This is a genomic window from Pseudomonas sp. GW821-FHT10C09, assembly GCF_059415465.1.
In genome coordinates this window covers 297,709-320,310 of record NZ_JBWKNG010000002.1, presented here as the reverse complement: position 1 = coordinate 320,310, position 22,602 = coordinate 297,709, and the positions used below count along the sequence as shown (strand labels likewise).

24 protein-coding genes are annotated in these 22,602 nt (G+C 60.3%); 11 read left to right on the top strand and 13 right to left on the bottom strand.

The features are described 5' to 3' along the window. Positions 1-117: 117 nt before the first annotated feature. Positions 118-444 (bottom strand): DUF2025 family protein, encoded by a 327-nt coding sequence (locus AC07N8_RS02885; protein WP_493142525.1) that lies wholly within the window; start codon positions 442-444, stop codon positions 118-120. Between the two features lie 237 nt (positions 445-681). Between AC07N8_RS02885 and AC07N8_RS02880 the strand changes: the two genes are divergently transcribed. From AC07N8_RS02880 to AC07N8_RS02870, 3 genes are all read left to right on the top strand, one after another. Further along, entirely contained in the window at positions 682-1,809 is a 1,128-nt protein-coding gene (locus AC07N8_RS02880) for a glycerophosphodiester phosphodiesterase (RefSeq protein WP_493142523.1), read from the top strand. A 153-nt stretch (positions 1,810-1,962) separates the two neighbouring features. Further along, positions 1,963-2,268: a PepSY domain-containing protein gene (locus AC07N8_RS02875; RefSeq protein WP_483841718.1), complete on the top strand. Its 306-nt coding sequence runs from the start codon at positions 1,963-1,965 to the stop codon at positions 2,266-2,268. Between the two features lie 126 nt (positions 2,269-2,394). Then, on the top strand, positions 2,395-3,573 hold the full coding sequence (locus AC07N8_RS02870) for a GAF domain-containing sensor histidine kinase (protein ID WP_493142522.1): 1,179 nt from the start codon (positions 2,395-2,397) through the stop codon (positions 3,571-3,573). Here the strand turns inward: AC07N8_RS02870 and AC07N8_RS02865 are convergent. Together AC07N8_RS02865 and AC07N8_RS02860 are read right to left on the bottom strand one after the other, a co-directional pair. Further along, a complete protein-coding gene (locus AC07N8_RS02865; protein ID WP_483841720.1) occupies positions 3,570-4,007 on the bottom strand; it encodes a hypothetical protein in 438 nt (145 codons plus the stop codon). The genes AC07N8_RS02870 and AC07N8_RS02865 overlap by 4 nt on opposite strands. Before the next feature lie 111 nt (positions 4,008-4,118). Further along, on the bottom strand, positions 4,119-5,741 hold the full coding sequence (locus tag AC07N8_RS02860) for a methyl-accepting chemotaxis protein (RefSeq protein WP_493142521.1): 1,623 nt from the start codon (positions 5,739-5,741) through the stop codon (positions 4,119-4,121). A gap of 274 nt (positions 5,742-6,015) precedes the next feature. Between AC07N8_RS02860 and AC07N8_RS02855 the strand changes: the two genes are divergently transcribed. From AC07N8_RS02855 to AC07N8_RS02840, 4 genes are all read left to right on the top strand, one after another. Then, positions 6,016-7,038 carry a transporter gene (locus AC07N8_RS02855; RefSeq protein ID WP_483841722.1) on the top strand — a complete coding sequence of 341 codons (1,023 nt, stop codon included), beginning with the start codon at positions 6,016-6,018 and terminating at the stop codon, positions 7,036-7,038. Positions 7,039-7,312: 274 nt separating this feature from the next. Continuing rightward, positions 7,313-8,932: an inorganic phosphate transporter gene (locus AC07N8_RS02850; RefSeq protein WP_483841723.1), complete on the top strand. Its 1,620-nt coding sequence runs from the start codon at positions 7,313-7,315 to the stop codon at positions 8,930-8,932. Between the two features lie 245 nt (positions 8,933-9,177). Continuing rightward, positions 9,178-10,044 carry a hypothetical protein gene (locus tag AC07N8_RS02845; protein WP_483841724.1) on the top strand — a complete coding sequence of 289 codons (867 nt, stop codon included), beginning with the start codon at positions 9,178-9,180 and terminating at the stop codon, positions 10,042-10,044. Next, positions 10,041-10,763, top strand: coding sequence for a TylF/MycF/NovP-related O-methyltransferase (locus tag AC07N8_RS02840; protein WP_046031989.1), 723 nt, complete (start codon positions 10,041-10,043; stop codon positions 10,761-10,763). The genes AC07N8_RS02845 and AC07N8_RS02840 overlap by 4 nt, the downstream gene beginning before the upstream one ends. A 179-nt stretch (positions 10,764-10,942) precedes the next feature. Here the strand turns inward: AC07N8_RS02840 and AC07N8_RS02835 are convergent, their stop codons facing one another. Next, positions 10,943-11,797, bottom strand: a complete 855-nt coding sequence (locus AC07N8_RS02835; RefSeq protein WP_483841725.1) for an NmrA family NAD(P)-binding protein — start codon at positions 11,795-11,797, stop codon at positions 10,943-10,945. A 113-nt stretch (positions 11,798-11,910) separates the two neighbouring features. Between AC07N8_RS02835 and AC07N8_RS02830 the strand changes: the two genes are divergently transcribed. Beyond that, positions 11,911-12,822 (top strand): LysR family transcriptional regulator, encoded by a 912-nt coding sequence (locus AC07N8_RS02830; RefSeq protein WP_493142519.1) that lies wholly within the window; start codon positions 11,911-11,913, stop codon positions 12,820-12,822. Here the strand turns inward: AC07N8_RS02830 and AC07N8_RS02825 are convergent. Further along, positions 12,800-13,246 carry a multidrug/biocide efflux PACE transporter gene (locus tag AC07N8_RS02825; RefSeq protein WP_483841727.1) on the bottom strand — a complete coding sequence of 149 codons (447 nt, stop codon included), beginning with the start codon at positions 13,244-13,246 and terminating at the stop codon, positions 12,800-12,802. The genes AC07N8_RS02830 and AC07N8_RS02825 overlap by 23 nt on opposite strands. A 90-nt stretch (positions 13,247-13,336) precedes the next feature. Between AC07N8_RS02825 and AC07N8_RS02820 the strand changes: the two genes are divergently transcribed. Continuing rightward, the gene (locus AC07N8_RS02820) at positions 13,337-14,191 is read left to right on the top strand and encodes a LysR family transcriptional regulator (protein WP_493142518.1); all 855 of its coding nucleotides are present in this window, start codon (positions 13,337-13,339) and stop codon (positions 14,189-14,191) included. 177 nt (positions 14,192-14,368) lie between these two features. Here the strand turns inward: AC07N8_RS02820 and AC07N8_RS02815 are convergent, their stop codons facing one another. The 4 genes from AC07N8_RS02815 to AC07N8_RS02800 form a co-directional block, all read right to left on the bottom strand. Further along, positions 14,369-15,604, bottom strand: a complete 1,236-nt coding sequence (locus tag AC07N8_RS02815) for an RNA polymerase sigma factor (RefSeq protein WP_493142516.1) — start codon at positions 15,602-15,604, stop codon at positions 14,369-14,371. Continuing rightward, a complete protein-coding gene (locus AC07N8_RS02810; protein WP_493142515.1) occupies positions 15,604-16,092 on the bottom strand; it encodes an SRPBCC family protein in 489 nt (162 codons plus the stop codon). Before AC07N8_RS02810 ends, AC07N8_RS02815 begins: the two co-directional genes overlap by 1 nt. 27 nt (positions 16,093-16,119) lie before the next feature. Further along, a complete protein-coding gene (locus tag AC07N8_RS02805; protein ID WP_194940643.1) occupies positions 16,120-16,464 on the bottom strand; it encodes a YciI family protein in 345 nt (114 codons plus the stop codon). Between the two features lie 67 nt (positions 16,465-16,531). Continuing rightward, entirely contained in the window at positions 16,532-16,957 is a 426-nt protein-coding gene (locus tag AC07N8_RS02800; protein ID WP_493142513.1) for a YybH family protein, read from the bottom strand. 140 nt (positions 16,958-17,097) lie between these two features. Between AC07N8_RS02800 and AC07N8_RS02795 the strand changes: the two genes are divergently transcribed. Next, complete coding sequence (locus tag AC07N8_RS02795) at positions 17,098-17,583, top strand: GNAT family N-acetyltransferase (protein WP_483841732.1); 486 nt, start codon at positions 17,098-17,100, stop codon at positions 17,581-17,583. A gap of 134 nt (positions 17,584-17,717) precedes the next feature. On the opposite strand, the gene AC07N8_RS02790 is transcribed toward AC07N8_RS02795, so the two are convergent. The 3 genes from AC07N8_RS02790 to AC07N8_RS02780 all read right to left on the bottom strand — a co-directional run bounded on the left by AC07N8_RS02790 (position 17,718) and on the right by AC07N8_RS02780 (position 19,746). Then, entirely contained in the window at positions 17,718-18,206 is a 489-nt protein-coding gene (locus AC07N8_RS02790; RefSeq protein WP_493142512.1) for a GNAT family N-acetyltransferase, read from the bottom strand. A 315-nt stretch (positions 18,207-18,521) separates the two neighbouring features. Next, complete coding sequence (locus AC07N8_RS02785; RefSeq protein WP_493142510.1) at positions 18,522-19,016, bottom strand: GyrI-like domain-containing protein; 495 nt, start codon at positions 19,014-19,016, stop codon at positions 18,522-18,524. A gap of 67 nt (positions 19,017-19,083) precedes the next feature. Further along, positions 19,084-19,746: a LysE family translocator gene (locus tag AC07N8_RS02780; protein ID WP_483841735.1), complete on the bottom strand. Its 663-nt coding sequence runs from the start codon at positions 19,744-19,746 to the stop codon at positions 19,084-19,086. A 139-nt stretch (positions 19,747-19,885) separates the two neighbouring features. Between AC07N8_RS02780 and alaC the strand changes: the two genes are divergently transcribed. Next, positions 19,886-21,097, top strand: a complete 1,212-nt coding sequence (alaC, locus tag AC07N8_RS02775; protein ID WP_483841736.1) for an alanine transaminase — start codon at positions 19,886-19,888, stop codon at positions 21,095-21,097. Between the two features lie 113 nt (positions 21,098-21,210). On the opposite strand, the gene AC07N8_RS02770 is transcribed toward alaC, so the two are convergent. Next, a complete protein-coding gene (locus AC07N8_RS02770) occupies positions 21,211-22,563 on the bottom strand; it encodes a GntP family permease (RefSeq protein WP_483841737.1) in 1,353 nt (450 codons plus the stop codon). Positions 22,564-22,602 lie beyond the last annotated feature (39 nt).

Genomic DNA, 22,602 nt, shown 5'->3' with positions numbered 1-22,602 from the left:
GAAAATTGCGCTGTCCATTAGGCCGCCTTCGCGAGCAGGCTCGCTCCCACAGGGGAACGCATTTCAACTGTGGGAGCGAGCCTGCTCGCGAAGAGGCCAACACAGTCGCCGCAAAGCTTAGCCCTGCACAAGACTCCGCACCGCCGCAATCTCCGGCACGTCCCGCCGCTGCATATACACCCGCAACGGCTCGGTAACATTGATCCGGTCATCAATATTCTGATCCAGCAACAACTGAATCAGCTCACGCTTGAGCGTCATGACCTGCCCCGCCCCCGGCGCCCAGACAAACTCGCTCACCGCAATGATGCCGTCATCGGCCACGTCCATGCCGAACGAGTCTTCGCTGAATCGAACGATGTAATGACCCGTCTTGCGATTGAGGCCGACGAAGCCGTTGAGTTGGTCGGCGGCCTGGCAGATGAGTTCGGAAGTGATGCGCATATAAACCTCACAATAAGGTCGTTAACGACCGGTGATCGATGGTTTACACGCAAGGAAAATGACGCGGGTTTCCCTCTGCCGGGGAAACTGCCGTGGCCAAGAGTACTGCAAACCAGCGCACACCGGCGCTGAAAAAATGGCCTTTAAACACGTTTATGTCGGTCTGGCGATAGCGCGAGCGGCGCTCAGTTGTTAAAAGAGACGTCTTTGAAAATCTCTCTGCGAAAGGATCTCGACATGCCGGTTACCTTCACCAAAAGCGCCTTGCTGCTGAGCCTGATGCTCGGCCTCGGCCAGGCACAGGCCGCCAGCGAGCCCGGCCCGACCGCTCTGGCCAGCCGTTTGGGCATTCCGCACCCGGCGGTGATCGCCCACCGCGGCGCGTCGTTCGATGCTCCCGAGTCCACCGCGGCCGCCTACAAACTGGCCCGCGACCTGGGCGCCGATTACCTGGAGATGGACCTGCAGCGCAGCAAGGACGGCGTGCTGTTTGCCCTGCACGACAACAACCTGCAACGCACCACTGACGTCGCCACCCGATTCCCTGATCGCAAGGACAGCCCGGCCAACGCGTTCACCATGGCCGAGTTGAAAACTCTCGACGCCGGCAGTTGGTTCAACACCGCTTACCCGGATCGCGCGCGTCCGTCCTACGCCGGGCTGAAAATCCTGACCCTGGACGAGATCATCGACATCGCCCAAGGCAACCCGCTGCACAAGCCTGGCCTGTACATCGAGACCAAGGAGCCGAAGCAATTCCCCGGCATCGAGCGCGACCTCAAGGACAAGTTGCAGGACCGAGGCTGGCTGAGCCCGGCCGGTTCGAAACTGGCGAAAAGTGACCTGGCGGTCGGTCAGGGCAAAGGCAAGGTGGTGCTGCAAACTTTCGAGAAGAGCAGCCTTGAACTGCTGGAAAAAGAAATGCCGAAGGTGCCGAAGATCCTGCTGCTGTGGGTCGGCGAAGGCAGCATCGAGCCGAAATCCAAGGTGACGTTCGCCGAGTCCGGCGACAAGGACAAAGCCACGTACTACGCCAAGCAGGAACCGAAAGACAAAGCCGAATTCCAGCAATGGGTCGAGTACGCCAAGGCTCAGGGCGCCATCGGCACCGGCCCCTCCGCCGCGCTGACCCAAGGTGGCGACCAGAGCTATTCGGACCTGGTGAAACCGTGGATGAACCAGTTCACCCACGATCAGGGTTTGTTGGTGCACGTGTACACCATTGATGACGCGGTGGATTACCAGAAAGTGACGGATGCCGGGGTGGATGGGATCTTTACTAACCGGGCGAGTGAGTTGTTGAAGTTTTACAAGCGGCCGGCGGCGGGGACTGTTGCGCAGTTGCTGCAGAACAACGGGTATTGATTCGGGACCGCGGTGCGGCTATCGCGGGCAAGCCACGCTCCCACAGGATTTGTGCAGAACCTGTGAGCGATGGCTTTCTGGAATTAAGGATGAATTAAGTTGCCATAGCTAATCTGGCGTCACTTAAACGGAACAACCCAAGGAAAGAACCTCATGAAAACATTGACTGCCCTGTTCACCGCCGCTGCCCTGACCCTCACTGCTGGCCTGGCCCAGGCTGACGTTCGCGTCGATCAGATCCCTGAGCTGGTCAAGAGCGGCAAGATCAAGCCGCTGGAAGAAATGAACCAGGCAGCACTGAAACTGCACCCAGGCGCGACCATCACCGACACGGACCTGGACAACCACTTCAACGGCTACGAATACGAAGTTGAACTGCGTCTGGCTGACGGCACGGAATGGGACGTCGATTTCGATGCCGCCACCGGCAAAGTCCTGAGCAACAAACAAGACAAGTAATCTGAACTGATAAAGCCGCACGATCTCCAAATCGTGCGGCTTTTTTGCATCCCGAATTCAGAGCGCGCCAACACGCCGCCAGCCCGCTAGAATCGGTTCACGGTGGACACGCAGGGATTGACGGACATGGGGCACACAGCGGCAGCAGACATCGCCACGATCGGTCGGATCAGCGCGGTGCCGGCGATTCTCCAGGTCATCCGTGAGTTGACGGGCCTGCGCTTCTGCGCGGTGGCGCGTGTGACAGAAAGCTCCTGGACCGCTTGTGCCGTACTCGACCAACTGAATTTCGGCCTGCAGGTCGGCGGTGAACTGGACCTGGTCACGACCCTGTGCCACGAAATTCGTCAGGCCCACCAGTCGGTGGTGATCGACAAGGCCAGTGAAGACCCGCTCTACCACAATCACCACACACCGCGTATTTACCAGTTCGAAAGCTACATCTCGGTGCCGATCTTCCGCACCGACGGGCGTTTTTTCGGCACCATCTGCGCGCTTGATCCCAACCCGGCGCCGCTCAAATCCAGCACGATCCAGAGCACCATGGAATCCTTCGCCCGGATGCTCGCGCTGCAAATCGAAGCTGAAGAAAACCAGCAGCACACCGAAGCGGCGCTCAAGCAGGAACGTGAAACCTCGCAACTGCGCGAACAGTTCATCGCTGTGCTCGGCCATGACTTGCGCAACCCGTTGTTCGCGATCAGCGCCGGCGCCGAAATGCTCCTGCGCAAACTCCCTGAGCCGGCCAATCAGCAACGGGCCCGGCACATCCTTACCAGCGCCCAACGCGCCACACGCCTGGTCGATGACGTGCTGGATTTCGCCCGTGGCTCCTTTGGCAGCGGCATTCCGGTGAACATCGAACCGTGCGCGGATCTGGATGCGGTACTAGGGCATGTGATTTCCGAGGTTCAGAGTGTTCACCCGGACCGGGTCATAACCTCGTCCATCGGCGATTTGCACAACGTCGCGTGCGACCGCGAGCGGGTCGCCCAGTTGCTGTCCAATCTGGTGGCAAACGCGGTAGCCCACGGCGATCCCCAAGGTCCGGTCGAGGTCGATGCGCAGATCAACGAAGGGCATTTCATCCTGAGCGTAAAAAATCAGGGGCTGATTGCCGAGGACGCATTGGCGTATCTGTTCCGCCCCTACTCGCGACCGGCCAGCGATACGCCGCAGACCGGCCTCGGGTTGGGCTTGTACATTGCCAGTCAGATTGCGCAGTCCCACGGTGGAAAACTGGACGTGGTCTCGACTGCGCAACAGGGCACGACGTTTACCTTCAGCCTGCCGGTGCAGGCTTAGGCGCTGGTACTGACCAGCGAACCCGACGTGCTCGAATCGGAATCCTGCAACGCCTGCAACAACGCCGCCGTCGCCGTCTGCAACGAACCCGCCGTGGTCGCCACCTGCGATTGAGCCGCCGCGACATCAGCCGCTTTGGCGTCCGCATCTTCCTGTTTCGCCTGGGCCGCTTGCAGCTGTTGCTGCTGTTCCTGCATCTGCTTTTGCAGCTCGGCGATTTGCTTGCGCAAGGTTTTCACTGCATCGGATTCTTCACTGCTGCTGGAACTGCTGTCGCTCGACGCGGGAGCGCCACCGGCGGCCACTTTAGTGTCGTCGGAAGGCGTTGCGGTGGTGGCGGTGACGGAGGTGTCGGCGGCGGGATCGCTGATCGCGGTTTTGCTGGTGGAAGTGGTGAGGGTCTGGTTGATCGATACCGAGGTGATGCTGACCATGGGATTTATCCACTGTGGGTGTTGGGTATCTCCCTCATCGACATGGCCAAGCCGCACTTGAGATCGAGTGTGTACCGACTTGGTAAGCGAGCCGGTACACAGCCGTCGGCCTTACGCGCTCAAACGCGCCGTCACGTCATTCAACTGCGACGACAAGCCGTGCAGGTTGTGGCTTGCCGCTTCGGTGCGTTGCACGTTGTCCAGATTGGTACTGGCGATGCTGGTGATCTCGGTGAGGTTGCGCGAGATGTCCTCGGCGACCGAGGTCTGCTCTTCGGCAGCGGTGGCGATCTGGCGGTTCATGTCGCGAATCGCTTCGACCGCCTGGGTGATGCGCTCCAGCATGGCGCCGGCCTCGGTCACTTGCTGCACGCTTTCTTCACTGCGTGACTGCCCGCTTTCAATCGCCTGTGCCGCGTCCACCGCGCCGGTTTGTACGGTCTGGATGATCTGGTTAATCTCGATGATCGACGCCGCCGTGCGCTGGGCCAGGCTGCGCACTTCATCAGCGACCACCGCAAAACCACGCCCGGCTTCACCGGCACGGGCCGCTTCGATGGCGGCGTTGAGCGCCAGCAGGTTGGTCTGTTCGGCGATGCCGCGAATCACTTCCAGTACCTTGCCGATACGGCCGCTATCGGTTTCCAGCTGACGAATGACCGTGGCGGTGTTGGCGATTTCACCGCGCATCTGGGTGATGGTGTGGATGGTGCCCTGCATGACTTTCTCGCCCTGCTGCGCGGACTGGTCAGCGTCGTCGGCAGCGCGTGCGGCATCGGCGGCGTGGCGGGCCACTTCTTGCGCGGTGGCGGACATTTCGTTCATCGCCGTGGCCACCTGATCGGTGCGGTTGAACTGCTCGTTGGTGCCACCCGCCATCAGGCTGGCGATGGAGTTCAGTTCGCCGCTGGCGCTGTCCAGGTCCTTGGCGCTGCGCTGCAAGTGGCTGAAGGTTTCGGCGAGGAAATCACGCAGGGTATTGGCGGCGACCGCCAGTTTGCCCAGCTCATCCTGACGGGTGCTGGCCACGCGATCGGCGAACTTGCCTTGGCTGAGTTGCGCCACATAGTCGATCAGTTTGCGAATCGGTTCGACCAGGTTGCGGTTGACCAGCCACAGGCTCAACAAACCAACCAGCAAGCCCGAGGCGAGCATCACGATGATCCCCAGCAACACGGTGCGGTCAGCGTCGGCACTGATCAGCTTCGACTGCTCGGCGCCCTGCTTGCGCAGTTCGGCGACCAGTTCGCTCATCTGATCGCTGGCGGCGCGGTCCACGCCTTTGACGGCGCTGTCGCCAGCAGTCGGGTCGGCACCGGCAGCGACGTAGGCATCGCGGCCCTTCTGATAAGCAGTGCCAAGCAAGCGGTGTTCATCACGCAGGCGTTCGATGCGGGTCTTGAGTTGCGGCTCGATTCCCTTCTGCCCGGCCAGTTCACCGAGGATACTTTGCACATCGCGTTGACGGTCTTCGAATTGCTTCCAGTATTTGTCCAGGTCCGCCGGTTGCTTGCCGCGCAGCAGGACGTTTTTCCATTCCTGAACCTGCACCTTGAATTGCAGGTTGGCTTCATCGATCAACTGGGAAGTGTGCAACGGGCCATCGATCAGGTTCGCGTAGCTCTGAACACCGCTGGACAGGAAGTGAAAGCAAGCCAAAGCGATCAGCAACATCGCCAGCAGGCTGCCGCTCAACAAAGCGAGGATTTGTGCTCTCAGGGATTTTTGCAGCATCGAGTGATACTCATGACAGGGGTGAGACACGCCGCAACAAGGCGTGAAAGGTGTCCGGACATCCCTGTCTGCGACCTTGGCTCGTGGCCAAAGGCGCGCACGTTAACGTAAGCGGGATCGGCGTGCCAGAGCGGTTCTTTAATCGATTCCGACCGTCGGTAGCGCCACTATTTGGCCTTCATCAAGCTGTCACATCACTGTCAAAAATCCTTGCGATGATGCGGCTCAAGTGAACCTGTAAAGCCCGCGACAGGCGCCTTCCTTGCGAGCACTCATGAACCACAGCATCGACCAAAGCCATCGCGACACCGATCTGTTCGGCCTGCTCTACGGGTTCAGTTTTCGCCCTGGTGAACGCGGTCGCGAGATCGATTCGGCCAGGGCGCTGCAATGCCTGCAACAACCCGACGACAGTGAAGAATTCCTCTGGCTGCACCTGAACCTGGCGCACGCCGCGTGCGAGCGCTGGATGAAAAGTCATCTGGAATTGCCGGACGAGTTTTTCGAAGCGCTGCACGAAGGGTCGCGCTCGACGCGTATCGAGCATGTGGATTCGGCCTTGCTGGCGGTGGTCAACGATGTGGTGTTCAACCTCAGCAGCATGGTCTCCTCGGATGTCTCGACGCTGTGGGTGTGCGCCCGCAGTCGGTTGATCATCAGCGCGCGTCTGCAACCGCTGCACTCGGTGGACAAGCTGCGTTCCTCGGTGAAGGCCGGTGAATGTTTCCGTTCGCCGCTGGAATTGCTCGTGCACTTGCTGCGCGATCAGGGCGAGGTGCTAACGCAAATCGTGCGCAAGACCAGCCTGAGTGTCGATCAGATCGAAGATGAATTGTTGTCCTCGCGGCTGTCGACCAACCGTGCCGAACTGGGCGCCAACCGCCGGGTGCTGGTGCGCCTGCAACGCCTGCTGGCGCTGGAGCCCGGGTCGTTGCTGCGCTTGCTCAATCGGCCGCCGCAATGGCTGCAGAAGGAGGACGTCAAGGAGCTGCGCAAGTCCACCGAGGAGTTTGCGCTGATCATCAACGACCTCACGGCGCTGGGTGAGCGGATCAAGCTGTTGCAGGAAGAAATCGCCGCCAACCTCAACGAGCAGAGCAACCGCACACTGTTTACGTTGACGGTGGTCACGGTGCTGGCGTTGCCGATCAACATCATTGCCGGTTTCTTTGGCATGAACGTTGGCGGCATCCCTCTGTCCGGCGACCCGGAAGGGTTCTGGATCCTGGTGGCACTGGTCGCGACCTTTACCGTGCTGGCCGGACGCTGGGCGTTTCGCAAGCGCCAGGATTACTGAGCCTCAAAGCACCACCAATCCCCTGTGGCGAGGGAGCTTGCTCCCGCTCGGCTGCGAAGCAGTCGCAAAACCTGCCAACACCGTTTGACTGAAGAAAGTCGGGGGCCGCTTCGCTGCCCAGCGGGGGCAAGCCCCCTCGCCACAGGTCGTGCCTGGCCAAGTGAATTCTGATTAACGGACAAGCAAAAACCCCAAACCCTGACCTGACGCAGTCTCTCTGTAACAATTAGCAACGACTATCACTGACACACCTACCTCATCAGGATTGTCCGTTATGGCTACTCCTTCCTACCCCGCCGATGCTCAGGCGTCCGCTAGCAGCAGCGCCAGACCCCAATTCGATAAAAAACCCGGCGTGTTCACGCTGGTGATTTTTTTCGGCGTGCTGGCCATCGGGTTGTTGTTCACCGCTTACAGCCTGATGCACGACATGCACGAACTCGGCACAGTGGTGACCACCTGGACCCCGTTTCTGCTGCTGGGCGTGGCGCTGCTGATCGCCCTCGGCTTTGAATTCGTCAACGGTTTCCACGACACCGCCAACGCCGTGGCGACAGTGATCTACACCAACTCGATGCCGCCGAATTTCGCGGTGGCGTGGTCCGGGTTTTTCAACTTCCTCGGCGTGCTGCTGTCCAGCGGCGCGGTGGCATTTGGCATCATTGCTTTGCTGCCAGTGGAACTGATTCTGCAAGTCGGTTCCTCTGCCGGTTTTGCGATGATCTTCGCCCTGTTGATCGCCGCGATACTGTGGAACCTCGGCACCTGGTGGCTGGGTTTGCCGGCCTCGTCTTCGCACACGCTGATCGGTTCGATCATCGGCGTCGGCGTGGCTAACGCGCTGATGCACGGCCGTGACGGCACCAGCGGCGTGGACTGGGCGCAGGCGACCAAGATCGGTTACGCCTTGCTGCTCTCGCCGCTGGTCGGCTTTGGTTTCGCCGCGTTGCTGCTGCTGGCCCTGCGCGCGTTCGTCAAGAATCGCTCGCTGTACAAGGCCCCCGAAGGCAACACCCCGCCACCGTGGTGGATTCGCGGCATGTTGATTGTGACCTGCACCGGCGTGTCGTTCGCCCACGGTTCCAACGATGGCCAGAAAGGCATGGGCCTGATCATGTTGATTCTGGTCGGCACGCTGCCCATGGCCTACGCGCTGAACCGCACCATGCCGGCCGACCAGGCGTTGCAGTTCGCCGCCGTCGCGGAAGTCACCCAGCAAGCGCTGGTCAAGGCTGCACCGCAACCGGCCCCGGCCGACCCGCGCCCGATCCTGTCCGACTACGTGCGCAGCAAGGAAGCCACGCCGCAACTGGTACCGGCCCTCGCCGCCCTCACCGGCAGCATCGGCGCGCAGGTCAAGGGTTACGGCTCGCTGGCCAAAGTGCCGGCCGAGGCCGTGGGCAACGTGCGAAACGACATGTACCTGACCAGCGAAACCATTCGCCTGATGGACAAGAACAAGGTCGGTAATTTCGACGCCGACACCAGCGGCAAGCTGCAGCTGTTCAAACAGCAGATCGACAACTCGACGCGCTTCATTCCGCTGTGGGTGAAGATCGCGGTGGCGATTGCACTCGGCCTGGGCACCATGGTCGGCTGGAAGCGCATCGTGGTGACGGTCGGCGAGAAGATCGGCAAGACGCACCTGACCTACGCCCAGGGCGCCTCGGCGGAAACCGTGGCGATGCTGACGATTGGCGCGGCGGATATGTTCGGTTTGCCGGTGTCGACCACCCACGTGTTGTCGTCGGGCGTGGCCGGGACCATGGTCGCCAACGGGGGCGGCTTGCAGATGAAGACCATCCGCAACCTGCTGATGGCGTGGGTGCTGACCTTGCCGGCCGCGATCCTGTTGTCGGGCAGCTTGTACTGGTTGTTCACCCAAATCTTCTGACCAACCCAAGACCCTGTGGGAGCGAGCCTGCTCGCGAAGGCGGTCTGTCAGTTGCAGATGTATCGACTGACACTCCCTCTTCGCGAGCAGGCTCGCTCCCACAGGTTTTTTTTGCCGGGTAAAAAGCATTTCGTCGCAAATACAGGCGATTACGCATTTATTGATCCACCACCCGCCAGTTAGCACTTCAGTTTGCTAACGTGTTGCCGATTCTTAAGAGACTCGATGTATTCAGGAGTGGAATCGTGAATCTGTATATCAATCAGCTTCAGCAAAAAGCTGACTTCAAAGAAGCCATCTACGCCGGCGACATCTTCCTGAACACTCAGCTGCGCGCGGCCAAAGAGCTGTGTGCGTTCGCTCAGGAAAGCATCACCGCCGCTTTCGACGGCGAGACCAACCACCAGGCCCTGCACACGCTGATGCCGGTGGAAGAATTCGTGGTGTTGGTGACGCGCCTCAAGGGCCAGTTCACCAACAGCCAGCGCGCCAAGGACCTGATCCTGTCGTTTATCGACGAGATCGGCGTCGACCCGCGCGAGTACATTTTCGACGTGCCGCGCATCCGCGTGGTGCCGAACTATGACTACCTGCACGCCGGCGTCAGCTACGCCTACAAACCGCACCGCGACACGTGGTACGGCAGCGTCGATTGCCAGATCAACACCTGGATGCCGGTGCACACCATTCGCCCCGACCAGACCATGATGATCAACGCCGGTTACTTCGACGTGCCGGTGAAGAACACCTCCAGCGAGTGGAGCCTCAACGACTGGATCAGCAACCAGCGGCACAAGGCCAAGGACAACCTCAAGGAGGAAGTCCGCGTGCACCCGGTGCCACTGGAGGCGATCAATACCGCGTCTGAAGTGCGCATCGCCGGCAACACCGGTGAGATGCTGATTTTCTCCGGCTCGCACCTGCACGGCACGGTTGCCAACCACACCGAACAAACCCGCTTCAGCGTGGATTTCCGCCTGATGCACCTCGATGACCTCAAACACAAGCGTGGCGCGATCAACGTCGACAGCGCCTGCCCTGACGTCGGCGCCGGTTTCAAAGACTATTTCCACGCCCACGACTTTTCGAATTTCCAAGGAATCCAGCAATGACCAAGCGTCGCATCACGCCTGCCGAGGCCCAGTACAACGAAACCCGTGCCAACGTTCTGAAACGGGTCGATGCCGAGTACGTGGCCGACGCCCCGTTCGTGTTCGCCAACCGCATCGGCGTGACCGCTGCCCTGTCGCGCATGGAGCTGTTCAAGAAAGTCGCTGAAGTACCGGGCGCGATCATCGAGTGCGGCGTGTACAAGGGCAACTCGCTGATGCTGTACATGCACTTGTCGATGATCCTGGAACCGTACGCGATCAACCGTTCGATCGTTGGTTTCGACACCTTCGAAGGCTTCCAGAGCATCGACAAGAAAGAAGACCCGGCCGACGTCAACGAGACCATGTTCTCCGACACCGACCAGTCGCTGATCCAGGACATGATCGACGCCAACGACCTGCTGCGCCCGGTCAACCGCATCCCGCGTTGCGAGCTGGTCAAGGGCGACATCGTCAAGACTGTGCCGGAGTGGGTGAAGACCCGTCCTGACCTGGTCGTGGCCATGCTGATCCTCGACACCGACCTGTACGAATCGACCAAAGTCGCGCTGGAAACCTTCCTGCCGTACATGCCTAAAGGCGCGATCGTGGTGCTGGACGAAGTGGCTTACCGCAACTTCCCGGGCGAAACCAAGGCCCTGCGCGAAGTGCTGGACTTGAACAAGATCGAGCTGAAGCGTTTGCCGTTTGACAGCTGCGTGGGCTACTTCCACGTCTGACACAAAAGTTCTGAACTGAATTACACCCACTGTGGGAGCGAGCCTGCTCGCGAAGAGGCCTTCACATTCAACATAATCGTTGACTGGAGCACCGCTTTCGCGAGCAGGCTCGCTCCCACAAGGTTACGGGTGTTCTTCAGGTTGTGGACTGGATGAGATTTGCCAACCAGTCCATAAATTTAGTGCCGGGAAACCAGTCCCTTCAACACCGCCAGCAGTTCCACCCTGCCCTTGCGCGGCTCGCCTTCGAACTCGATCCAGCCTTCGTTGAAGCCATCAATCATCCGCATCCGCGGCAATGGATTGCGCATGCCCTGGTGCTCGAACAACGCCTGCCAGGTCTCACGCGGCACGCTTTGCATCCGCACCGGTTTGCCCAAGAGTTCGCTGAAACCGGCACCCAGTTGCAGCGGCGTGATGCGTTGCGGGCCTTCCAGTTCGACGATTCGTTTGCCTTGCCACGACTCCTGCAACAGCTCGGCGGCCAGCCGTCCAACGTCGGCGGTGGCGATCATCGGCACCGGTTTATCCAGCGGTTGCAGGAAACTCGGAATCATCCCCGAACCCATTGCGTGCTCGACGTCCCACTGAGCGTTCTCCATGAACCACGCCGGGCGCAGGAAAGTGACGGGCAACTCCAGCGTGGTTAATGCCTGCTCAAGTATTTGTAATTGGTTGAGCAGGTTCGGCTGAGTGGCCTGGGCACCGATGGTCGACAGGCACACCACTTGACCGGGGCGAGCGGCTGCCAGTGCCTGACGAATGTTATCCGCCACTTGGCGGGTTTCCGGGAAACCGGGAGACGGATCGAAGTTCGACGGCATCATCACAAACACACCGTCCACGCCGGTAAAGGCCTGGGCCATGGCCTGCCAGTCATCAACATCGGCCACTGCCAACTCACAACCGCGCTGCGCCCACACCGCGCCTTTGTCGGCGTTGCGCACCACGGCGCGCACTGCATGGCCGGCGGCCAACAAGGTTCGGGCGACTTCGCCACCCACCTGCCCGGTAATGCCCATCACTGCGTACATGAACTGCTCTCCTGCGAGAAAACGACGACTGTCGCGACGGGGAGAATTTTCCGCGCAATAGCGAGATTCTCCGATAGCATCAATGTCATTGCACACGTGATCAGGAATCATCAATGAGCTTCGATGCCAGTCTTGCCAGCGGCATGGGCGTGTTCAGCGCAGTGGTCGATGGTGGCAGCTTCGTGCGCGCCGCCGAGGCCTTGGAACTGACGCCATCGGGCGTGAGCCGCGCCATCGCCCGGCTGGAAAAACGCTTGGGCATTCGCCTGTTCGACCGCACCACCCGCACCGTCACCCTGACCGATGAGGGCCGGCGCTTCTACGGCGAGATCGCGCCACTGCTGGCCAGTCTCGAAGAAGCGGCGAACTCGGCGTCCAGCAGCGCCACCCAAGTCCGGGGACGTCTGCGAGTCAACATGGACCCGTACTTTTCCCGGTTGATTCTGGGCCCGGCGCTCGGCCAGTTCATGCAGCGCTACCCCGAGCTGTACCTGGAGTTGCAAACCCGCGATCAGTTGGGTGACATGGTGGCGGACGGTTTTGATCTGGCCATACGATTCGGCCATCCAGCGTCCTCTTCGCTGGTGGCGCGCCAATTGTTGGAAGTGCGGGTACTGACCGTCGCCTCGCCGGCCTATCTGAAAAAACATGGGCGGCCATTGACGCCCTTGGACATGGAGGACGAGCGGCACGTGTGCATGCAGTTTCGCGATCCGCAAACCGCTCGCCCGTTCGGTTGGGAATTCCATCGACCGGGACGGCCGGTGTTGCATGTGCAGCCGCATTGCCGCTTGCTGGTCAATGATGTCGGCACGCTGCACAGCGTTTGCGAAAGCGGCCAGGCCATCGCCCAGGTGCTGGACCTGGGGATGGCGCCGGCCTTGAAGACGGGCCGCCTGGTCGAGTTGTTTCCCGACTGGCCCGATGAGCGTTTCCCACTGTATGCCTTGTACCCTTCACGGCACTTGCCGGCGGCCAAGGTGCGGGCGTTTCTCGAGTTTGTCAGTGAGCTTTGTGCAAGGTAGCCCGGCCGATCATCACCCGCTCCCGCACCACGTCGTACACCCAGTGGTAAATGTAGGTGTACGGCAGGAAGAACAGCAGTACACCGATGTCGAGCAGGAACGCTTCCCACAGGCCGATCTTCAGCCACCAGGCAATCAGCGGCACACCGAAGGCAACCAGACCACCTTCAAACAGCAGCGCATGGACCACCCGGACCCACGCGTTGTGAGCCATTTTGTAGTGCTTGAGCACGCGGTCGAACAGGCCGTTGAAGACCACGTTCCAGCCCAGGGCCAGGGCTGCAATGAACATCGTGACCATACCCATGTCGAGCAGCGGTTTGTCCATGATCCAGGCCAGCAACGGGGTACAGATCAGGATGGCCAGCAGTTCGAAACCAACGGCCTGGAAAATACGTTCAGTGATGGATTTATTGGCGCTCATGGCCGGACTCCTCTGAGTGACTGTGGTTGCCATGATCCTGCATCACACCGATACTTCATAACCAATAACCATCGATCAAGGCGATAGTTCATGGCCTCTCACGAAGTGTTGCTGGCGTTTGTCCAGGCGGCAACCCAAGGCTCGTTTTCCGCAGCGGCGCGCAAATTGGGGCGCAGCCAGTCGACCATCAGTGCGGCGGTGGCCAGTCTGGAGATCGATCTGAACCTGGTGCTGTTCGACCGCAGCAGTCGCAAACCCAGCCTGACCCCGGCAGGTCACGTGATGCTGCAACGGGCAGAGGAAATCCTGGCCGCCGCCAGCCGCCTGGAAATGGCCGCCAGCCAGTTGTCACAAGGTGTCGAGCCGAAACTGACCGTGGCGATTTCCGATACCTATCAATCCGACCGCTTCGAAGCGGCGCTGGGTGCGTTTGAGCAGCGATATCCGGACCTGGAACTCGAATGCCTGATTGCCGAATGCGATGACTTGATTGCGCTGGTGCAACGGGGTCGGGCGCAGGTGGCGTTTGCCGAAATGCAGGACAGCTATCCGCCGGACCTGGTGAGTTCGACGGTTGAAGAAAAGACCGAAATCGCATTGTTCGTCTCCCCTGTGCATCCGTTGGCGGCGCTCGATCATATCGATCAGGACGTGCTGCAACAGCACCGGGAATTGCGTTTGGCAACCATCGTCAATCCGTATGAAAGTCGGGCGAAGGGGCGCGTGTGGTCGGCGCCGAGTTATTTGATGCTGCTGGAAATGGCTCAGGGTGGATTTGGCTGGGCGCCGTTGCCGAGGTGGTTGGTGGAGCGGTTTGGGCCGGGGTCGTTGCAGGAACTTCAGGTGCGCGGCTGGCCGAAACCGGTGTTTGTCGATGCGCTGTGGTCGCGCCAGCATCCGCCGGGGCCGGCGGGGAGCTGGTTGTTGAGCAAGATGCTGGAATAGCGGCGCCTCCATTCGCGAGCAGGCTCGCTCCCACATTGGATTTATGGTGTGGCGACGATCAGCTGTGGAACAGTGAGGCTGCCATCGCGAGCAGGCTCACTCCTACAGGTGATCTTCGTTGCGACATAGATCCAGTGTGGGAGCGAGCCTGCTCGCGAAGGGTCCCGCCAGATCACATCATTTTAAAGCGTTGATCCGCGCCTCAAGAAACCGCCGCTCCGGTACTTGCTGCGTCAACTCCAGCGCCCGCTCATACGCCGCCCGCGCTTCCTCCACTCGCCCAAGCTGCCGACAAAATTCCGCCCGCGCCGAATGCGCCAAGTGGTAGTCGAGCAATTCGCCCCGATCCAGAATCGCCTCAACCAACGTCAGCCCCGCCAACGGCCCATCGCGCCGGGAGATCGCCGCCGCCCGGTTTAACTCGATCACCGGCGACGGCACCACCCGCAACAGCAGGTCATACAGACCGACAATCTGCAGCCAGTCCGTGTCTTGCGGTGTCGCCGCTTCAGCGTGCACCGCCGCAATCGCAGCTTGCAGGCAATAAGGCCCGAAGCGCTGCCGGGTCAGCGCCTGTTCGACCAAGGCACAACCCTCGGCAATCATCCCGGCGTCCCACAACGAGCGGTCCTGCTCATCCAGCAGGATCAACTCGCCGGTCGCCGACGTCCGGGCCTGGCGCCGTGACTCGTGCAGCAACATCATCGCCAGAAGCCCCATGACCTCCGGCTCCGGCAGCAACTCCAACAGCAATCGCCCCAGCCGGATCGCCTCGCGCGTCAGGTCTTCGCGCGTCACTTCAGCGCCAATGGACGCCGAGTAACCTTCGTTGAACACCAGGTAAATCACCCGCAGCACACTGTCGAGGCGCTCGGGCAATTCCGCTAGCGTCGGCACTTGATAAGGGATTTTCGCATCACGGATTTTCGCCTTCGCTCGCACGATGCGTTGAGCGATGGTGGCCGGCGCCGACAGGAACGCCCGGGCAATTTCCTCAGTGGTCAGGTCGCAGACTTCGCGCAAGGTCAGTGGCACCTGGGCGTCGGAGGCGAGTGCCGGGTGACAGCAGGTGAAGATTAGGCGCAGGCGATCGTCTTCCACGTCTTCGTCACTCCAGTCGGCCTGCTCCAGCGCCTCCAGTTGCGCGATCAGCATCGGCTGCGAGGCAATAAACCGCGCGCGCCGACGCAAGGCATCGATGGCCTTGAAGCGCCCGGTGGACACCAGCCAGGCGCGCGGATTGTCCGGCACGCCGTCACGCTGCCAGCGTTCGACCGCGATGAAAAAGGCCTCGTGCAGGGCCTCTTCGGCGAGGTCGAAATCGCCGAGCAAGCGGATCAGCGTCGCCAGGATTCGTCGCGAGTCTTCGCGGTAAACCTGCTCGACCCGGGCCTGCACCGCCTCGCCAGGCATCAGTCCGGCATGCCTTCAGTCACCAGCGTTTCCAGTCGATCAAGGCTTTGCCCCCAGCCATCATGAAACCCCATGTCTTCGTGGGCCTTGTGATCCTCTTTTGACCAATGCATGGCACGCGCGGTGTAGAGGGTTTTGCCGCCCCGCTCTTCGAGCGTCACTTCGGCCGCCATGAACGGTTTGCCCGAAGGAATCCAGCCCGGGACAAACGCATCGGTGAACACCAGTCGCTCAGGCGCGACGATCTCCAGGAACACGCCCATGGTCGGGTATTCGCTGCCGTCCGGTGCGCGCATCAGGGTGCGAAACTGGCCGCCGACCCACAGGTCCATTTCACACTCCGGCGTGGTCATGCCGTGCGGCCCCCACCATTGGGCGAGCAAGGCCGGCTCGGTCCAGGCGCGGAAGATCTTCTGGCGTGGCGCGTCGATCAGGCGGCTGATGGATAACTCGAACTCAGACTTTTTTTCAGCTGATTGCGGGCTCATGCACAACTCCTTTCTGGTTTTTGTTATTCAAGGATTCAACTGGCGAACGGGACGCACCTCGACACAGCCGACCCGGGCCGCCGGGATGTTGCCGGCGACCTGGAGCGCTTCATTGAGGTCTTTGGCATCGATCAGGTAGAAGCCGGCCAACTGCTCCTTGGTTTCGGCGAACGGACCGTCGGTGATCGACATCTTGCCGTTACGCATGCGCACGGTGGTGGCGGTCTGCACCGACTCCAGCGCCTCGGCCGCGAGCATCCGGCCGCCACTCTGGATCGACTCGGCGTAGGCCATGCACTCCGCGTCGTTCGGGCTCTCGGGCAGCGAGTGCAAGGTGTGCTCGTTGCTGTAGACCAGGCATAGGTATTTCATGTGGCTCTCCTGAATCGAACGGATCAACTATGGCTGCAGATTGACGCGTTGGCGAAATTCCCGACGATCAGGGCTCCAGATTGAACAGCGCAGCGCCACTGGCCATGTCGAACGGCGCCGACCAGTGTTCGTGGACAATCCGCCATTGCCCGCCGTCGCGACGGTAACAAGCGGTGACGCGCATCCAGCAGGCCTGGGTTTCACCCTTGTCGTTGGTGCCGCCGCAATGGGCCAGCCAATGGGCGAAGGCGATGTGCTCGTCCGCCACGACGTTCATGTGGTCGAAGTCGAATTTATGCGGGCCTTGGCACATTTCCATGCACTCCAGCCAATGCGCGCGGTAGGCGGCCTTGCCGCGAAACTGCAGGGCCTTGACCGCGTCGTAGGAGACGATCTCCTCGGCGTACAGGGCCATGATCCGGTCGACATCCTTGGAGATGACGGCCTGGCGATAAGTGTCGATCAGGGTCTCGATTTCGTGTGTAGCGCTCATGGTGGTTCTCCGTGTTTTTTGTAGTGAAGACACCCTTAGTCGTTCGGCAAAAAGCCAAATCGACAGTCGAAATAAAAATAATCCAACGGTGCAAACTCGCTAGAATCCGAGGCTCATTCATGTGGGAAAAGGACACTCCAGTGACAGCCCGTCTCGTGCCTTACGAAAGCCTGAACGCGCGCCAGCGCCAGCAGGTCGAGGCCATCGAAGTACACAAAGAACAAATCAAGTTCAGCGGCGACATTCATGGCGCGTTGCACACCTTGCTGTCCAAACCTGGCCCCGGCGTCAAAGGATTTGCGCTGCTGGTCGAGGATGCTCCGGTGGCCTTCCTGCTGCTCAAACGCCCGCCCGTGTTACCGGCCTGGGCCGATGAACACAGCGCCACTTTGCATGCGCTGCAAGTCGATCAACGTGCTCAGGGAAAAGGCTATGGCAAGGCTTGCCTGCAAGCGCTGCCCGAGGTGGCGCGCCAGGCGTTTCCGGAGATAAAGGGGCTGGAATTGTCGGTGGATGCGGACAATGAGTCGGCTATTGCGCTGTATGCCAAATTTGGCTGGGTGGACAGCGGCGAGGCCTACAGGGGCCGGATTGGCTATGAGCGGCGGATGGGTCTGGTGTTCTGAGGCACTGCTGACCCAACACCAAATCAATGGGGGAGCGAGCCTGCTCGCGAAGGCGGTGTATCAGCCAATGATGATGTTCACTGACACATTGCCTTCGCGAGCAGGCTCGCTCCCACAGGGGATTTTCGGTGGATTTATAAGTCGAGAACCATCTCATGCCACGCCATCCCGCCATGGTCCGAGGCCGACGGTTTGACGTAGGCAAAACCAAACCCGGCATACAGCGGAATATGCCGCTCCTTGCACATCAGGTGAATCTGGGTTTTGCCCAACGCACGCATCCGCTCAATGAATTCGCCCATCAACCGCTTCGCCAGTCCCAGCCCTTGATAGTCCGGGTGCACCACCACCGACATGATCACGACTTGCGGGCCGGCCGGGTCGTGGCCGATCAGTTCCTTGAACGCTTCGTCCGACATCTCCACCTGAAACGCCGCACCGGAATTGATGAAACCGGCTACAACGCCGTCGACTTCCGCCACGATGAAACCCTCAGGCCAGGTGGCAATGCGCGTGGCGATTTTCTCGCGGGTGGCCGCCTCGTCACCTTCGTAGGCAACGGTTTCGATGGCGTAGCAGCGGTCCAGGTCAGTGGCGGTGACGTTGCGGATGAGGGTGTTCATGGCGGCTCGGAATCAGCGTGGGAAAGGCTGCGAATGATAGTTGAATAAGGTGTTCATATCGATCACTGCCGGCGCCGTAAAGCCTGCGTATAGGCGCTTTCATTGCTCGAAGGTTCGGATTATTGATGGAGCCGGTCTCAGGACATCAATAGGGGGAACACACCATGAGCAGCGTTCAGATCGGTCTTCTTATGTTGTTGGGCATCAGCACGTTTGGCTTCGTCACCTTGTCGATCGACCTGATGCGGGCGCGCCGGATGAAGCAAGGTAAATAGCCCGACAAGAGGCGGACACGCCGTCCGCCTCTCGCGGTGTTCACGGCTTGTCTGGTTTGATCGGCAGCCAGATTTCCAACACACCGGTGTTGAGCTTCGGGTTGAAGTCTTCGCTGTAGCGTTCGAATTCCGGGGCGTCCGCCGCCTCTTTGCCGGACTGCGGCAACCAGGTTTTCCAGATGTACTGAAAGGTCTGGGGCAAGGTATCCAGCGATCCCTTGTGCTCGAATACCGCGTAATGCTGAGGTTGAACTTCGACCCAACGGTACTTCTCCGGCAGGTCGTCGAGCTTGTCGATCTCGACGCCGGCGATGTATTCGAATCCGCCCTTGCCATCCGGATTGCAGCAGATACCGTAGGTCACTTCGCCTTTTTGACCGGGAATCTGGCCAATCTCGGGAATGAATTTTTCCCAGAGATCGGGGATTTTCTTCGAGGTTTCCTGGGTGAATCGCCCCCCAAACCCTGCAATGAGCAGGAAGTGCCCGTGTTCGAAGCGGGGCTCGGCTGGTTTTACGCCTGTTTGCTCATCCATGGCTCAACTCCTGAGGCTTAAAAATGGGTTCGGCTGGGAGTATAGAAGCCAAACCCGATTCGCCCAGTTACAGGGCGTGCAACTGTTCGACTGCCGCCGCGCCTACAAACTCGTTGTATCCCGATAGGATCACGTAGACCGCGAAATAGCAGAAGATCGCCGCCGATGCCATGTACGAGTAGCGCAGCAGTTTGTCACCCAGCAACTTGCCGCCGTGGCTCGCGGCAAAGCACAAACCGGCACTCCACAGCAGACCGGCACAGAGGAATCCGCCGAGAAACAGCGCCGAGCTGAGCGCACCACCGCCACCGGAACGGGCGATCAGCGTGCCGCCCACCGCTGCGAACCACAGGATGGCACTGGGCGAGGACATGGCGAGGAAGATCCCGCGGAAAAACTCTTTGCGATGGGAGTTCTGCCCCACCTCTTCGGTTTGCGCCAAGGCCGCTTCGTGGTGAATCGCCGAATAGATCATCTTCGCCGCAAAATAGATCAGCAACGCCGAACCGCCGATCCACAGCACCCAGCGCACGGTTTCGTATTGCAGCAAAACGGTCATGCCCGCCAGCGCCAGCACCGCGTAGATCAGGTCGCCGACACAGGTCCCCAAGCCCAGTGCAAAGCCTTGGAAATAGCCGCGTTGCATGGCCAGGGTGATCATCGCGATGTTGGCCACGCCGATATCCAGGCACAACGAAAGGCTCAGCAAGAAGCCGCTGCTAAATTCCATCTACCGATTTCCTTCGGAAAAATTTGTTTACTCATTGGCTGGACAGTGTGCCACGACTGCCCTTATCTTCCGCAACAGGCCACCGCAGTGGCCAGCGTCGCTCGGACGGTTCCGGGCGCTCACGTTATCCGAGGCAACAATGGCCGAACAAGGTTCGCCGCGCCGCTTTGCGCGCATAGATCGACTCCCTCCTTACGTTTTCAACATCACTGCCGAGCTGAAGATGGCCGCCCGTCGTCGTGGCGAAGACATCATCGACTTCAGCATGGGCAACCCTGATGGCCCTACTCCGCCGCACATCGTCGAAAAACTGGTGACCGTCGCCCAGCGCGAAGACACCCACGGCTACTCGACGTCCAAAGGCATTCCGCGTCTGCGCCGGGCGATTTCCAATTGGTACAAGGATCGCTACGAGGTCGACATCGACCCGGAAACCGAAGCCATTGTCACCATCGGTTCCAAGGAAGGCCTGGCGCACTTGATGCTCGCCACGCTGGATCAGGGCGATACCGTGCTGGTGCCGAACCCGAGTTATCCAATTCACATCTACGGTGCCGTGATTGCCGGCGCCCAGGTGCGTTCGGTGCCACTGATTCCTGGCGTGGATTTCTTCGCCGAACTGGAACGGGCGATTCGCGGCTCGATCCCGAAACCGAAAATGATGATCCTCGGCTTCCCGTCCAACCCTACCGCGCAATGCGTGGAGCTGGATTTCTTCGAACGGGTGATCGCCCTCGCCAAGCAATACGACGTACTGGTGGTGCACGACCTGGCCTACGCCGACATCGTCTACGACGGCTGGAAAGCCCCCTCGATCATGCAAGTGCCGGGCGCCAAGGACATTGCGGTGGAGTTTTTCACCCTGTCCAAGAGCTACAACATGGCGGGCTGGCGGATCGGTTTCATGGTCGGCAACCCGGAACTGGTCAACGCCCTGGCACGGATCAAGAGCTACCACGACTACGGCACCTTCACCCCGCTGCAAGTCGCGGCGATTGCGGCGCTGGAAGGCGATCAGCAATGCGTCAAGGACATCGCCGAGCAGTATCGGCAGCGGCGTAACGTGCTGGTCAAAGGCCTGCATGAACTGGGCTGGATGGTCGAAAACCCGAAAGCGTCGATGTACGTCTGGGCCAAGATTCCCGAGGCGTATGCGCACCTGGGCTCGCTGGAGTTCGCCAAGAAACTGCTGGCCGAGGCCAAGGTCTGCGTCTCGCCGGGCGTGGGGTTTGGTGAGTATGGGGATGATCATGTGCGCTTCGCGCTGATCGAAAACCAGGACCGGATTCGTCAGGCTGTGCGCGGGATTCGCGGGATGTTCAGGGCGGATGGGCTAGTCGCCAAATCCTGACACCGAACCTGTAGGAGCCGGCTTGCTGGCGATCGCATCGACCCGGTCAGAAGATCAACCGAGTCGCCTGCATCGCCAGCAAGCCGGCTCCTACAAAAGCGTTGCGGCGTCGTTTAAACGAACATCGACAGCAGCAGGATAAAGCCCAGCGCAACCACGGACAGGATGGTTTCCATCGCCGTCCAGGTCTTGAAGGTTTCCGCTACGGTCATGTTGAAGTATTGCTTCACCAGCCAGAAACCCGCGTCGTTGACGTGCGACAGGACCAGCGAACCGGCACCGGTGGCCAACACCAGCAGCTCACGGTTCACACCCGGAATCATCCCCACCACCGGCACCACAATGCCCGCGCCAGTAATGGTCGCAACGGTCGCCGAACCGGTAGCCACGCGAATCACCGCCGCCACCAGCCACGCCAGCAGGATCGGCGAGATCTGTGCATTCACCGCCATGTGGCCGATCACGTCACCCACGCCGCTGGTCACCAGCATCTGCTTGAAGCCACCACCGGCCCCAATAATCAGAATGATCGCAGCGGTCGGCGCGAGGCTCGAATCGAGCCATTTCAGAATGCGTTTCGAGTCGATGCCCTGACGGTGACCGAAGGTGTACAGCGACAACAGCAGCGCCAACAGCAACGCCGAGATCGGGTGGCCGATCAGGTCCATGAAGGAGCGTGCGAAATTGCCTTCTGGCAGTACCACATCGGCAAAGGTCTTGAGCAACATCAGGAACACTGGCAGCAGCACAGTGATCAGCGTGATGCTGAAGCTTGGCAGGTCGGCCGATTCCGGCTCACGCGCCAGTTGATCCACCAGTTCCTGGTTAGGATGACCGGGGATGTATTTGGCGATAAACGTGCCGTAGATCGGACCGGCAATGATGGCCGTCGGCAGCGCAACGATCAGCCCGTACAGAATCGTTTTGCCGATGTCGGCGCCGAACACGCCGATGGCCAGCAATGGACCCGGGTGCGGCGGAACCAGACCGTGCACGGCGGACAGACCGGCCAGCAGCGGGATACCGATCTTGATGATCGACACGCCGGTACGACGCGCAACGATGAACACCAGCGGGATCAGCAGCACGAAACCGATTTCGAAGAACAGCGGAATGCCGACCAGGAAGGCCGCGAACATCATCGCCCACTGCACTTTGTCTTTGCCGAACGCGCGAATCAGCGTCTGGGCAATCTGATCCGCCCCGCCCGACTCGGCCATCATTTTGCCGAGCATGGTGCCCAGCGCCAGGATGATCCCGACAAAACCGAGCACCCCACCGAAGCCGTCCTGGAACGCTTTGATAACGGTGCCGATCGGCATGCCGGAGGTCAGCCCGAGAAATGCAGCGGCGATGATCAGGGCAATAAAGGGGTGGAATTTGAACTTGGTGATCAGGACGATAAGCCCGATCACCGTGACCACTGCATCGAGCAGCAGGAACGTCTCGTGGGACATGCCAAACATTAGGGGTGTCTCCTGGTTGTTGTTGTTATTAAAGCGGGT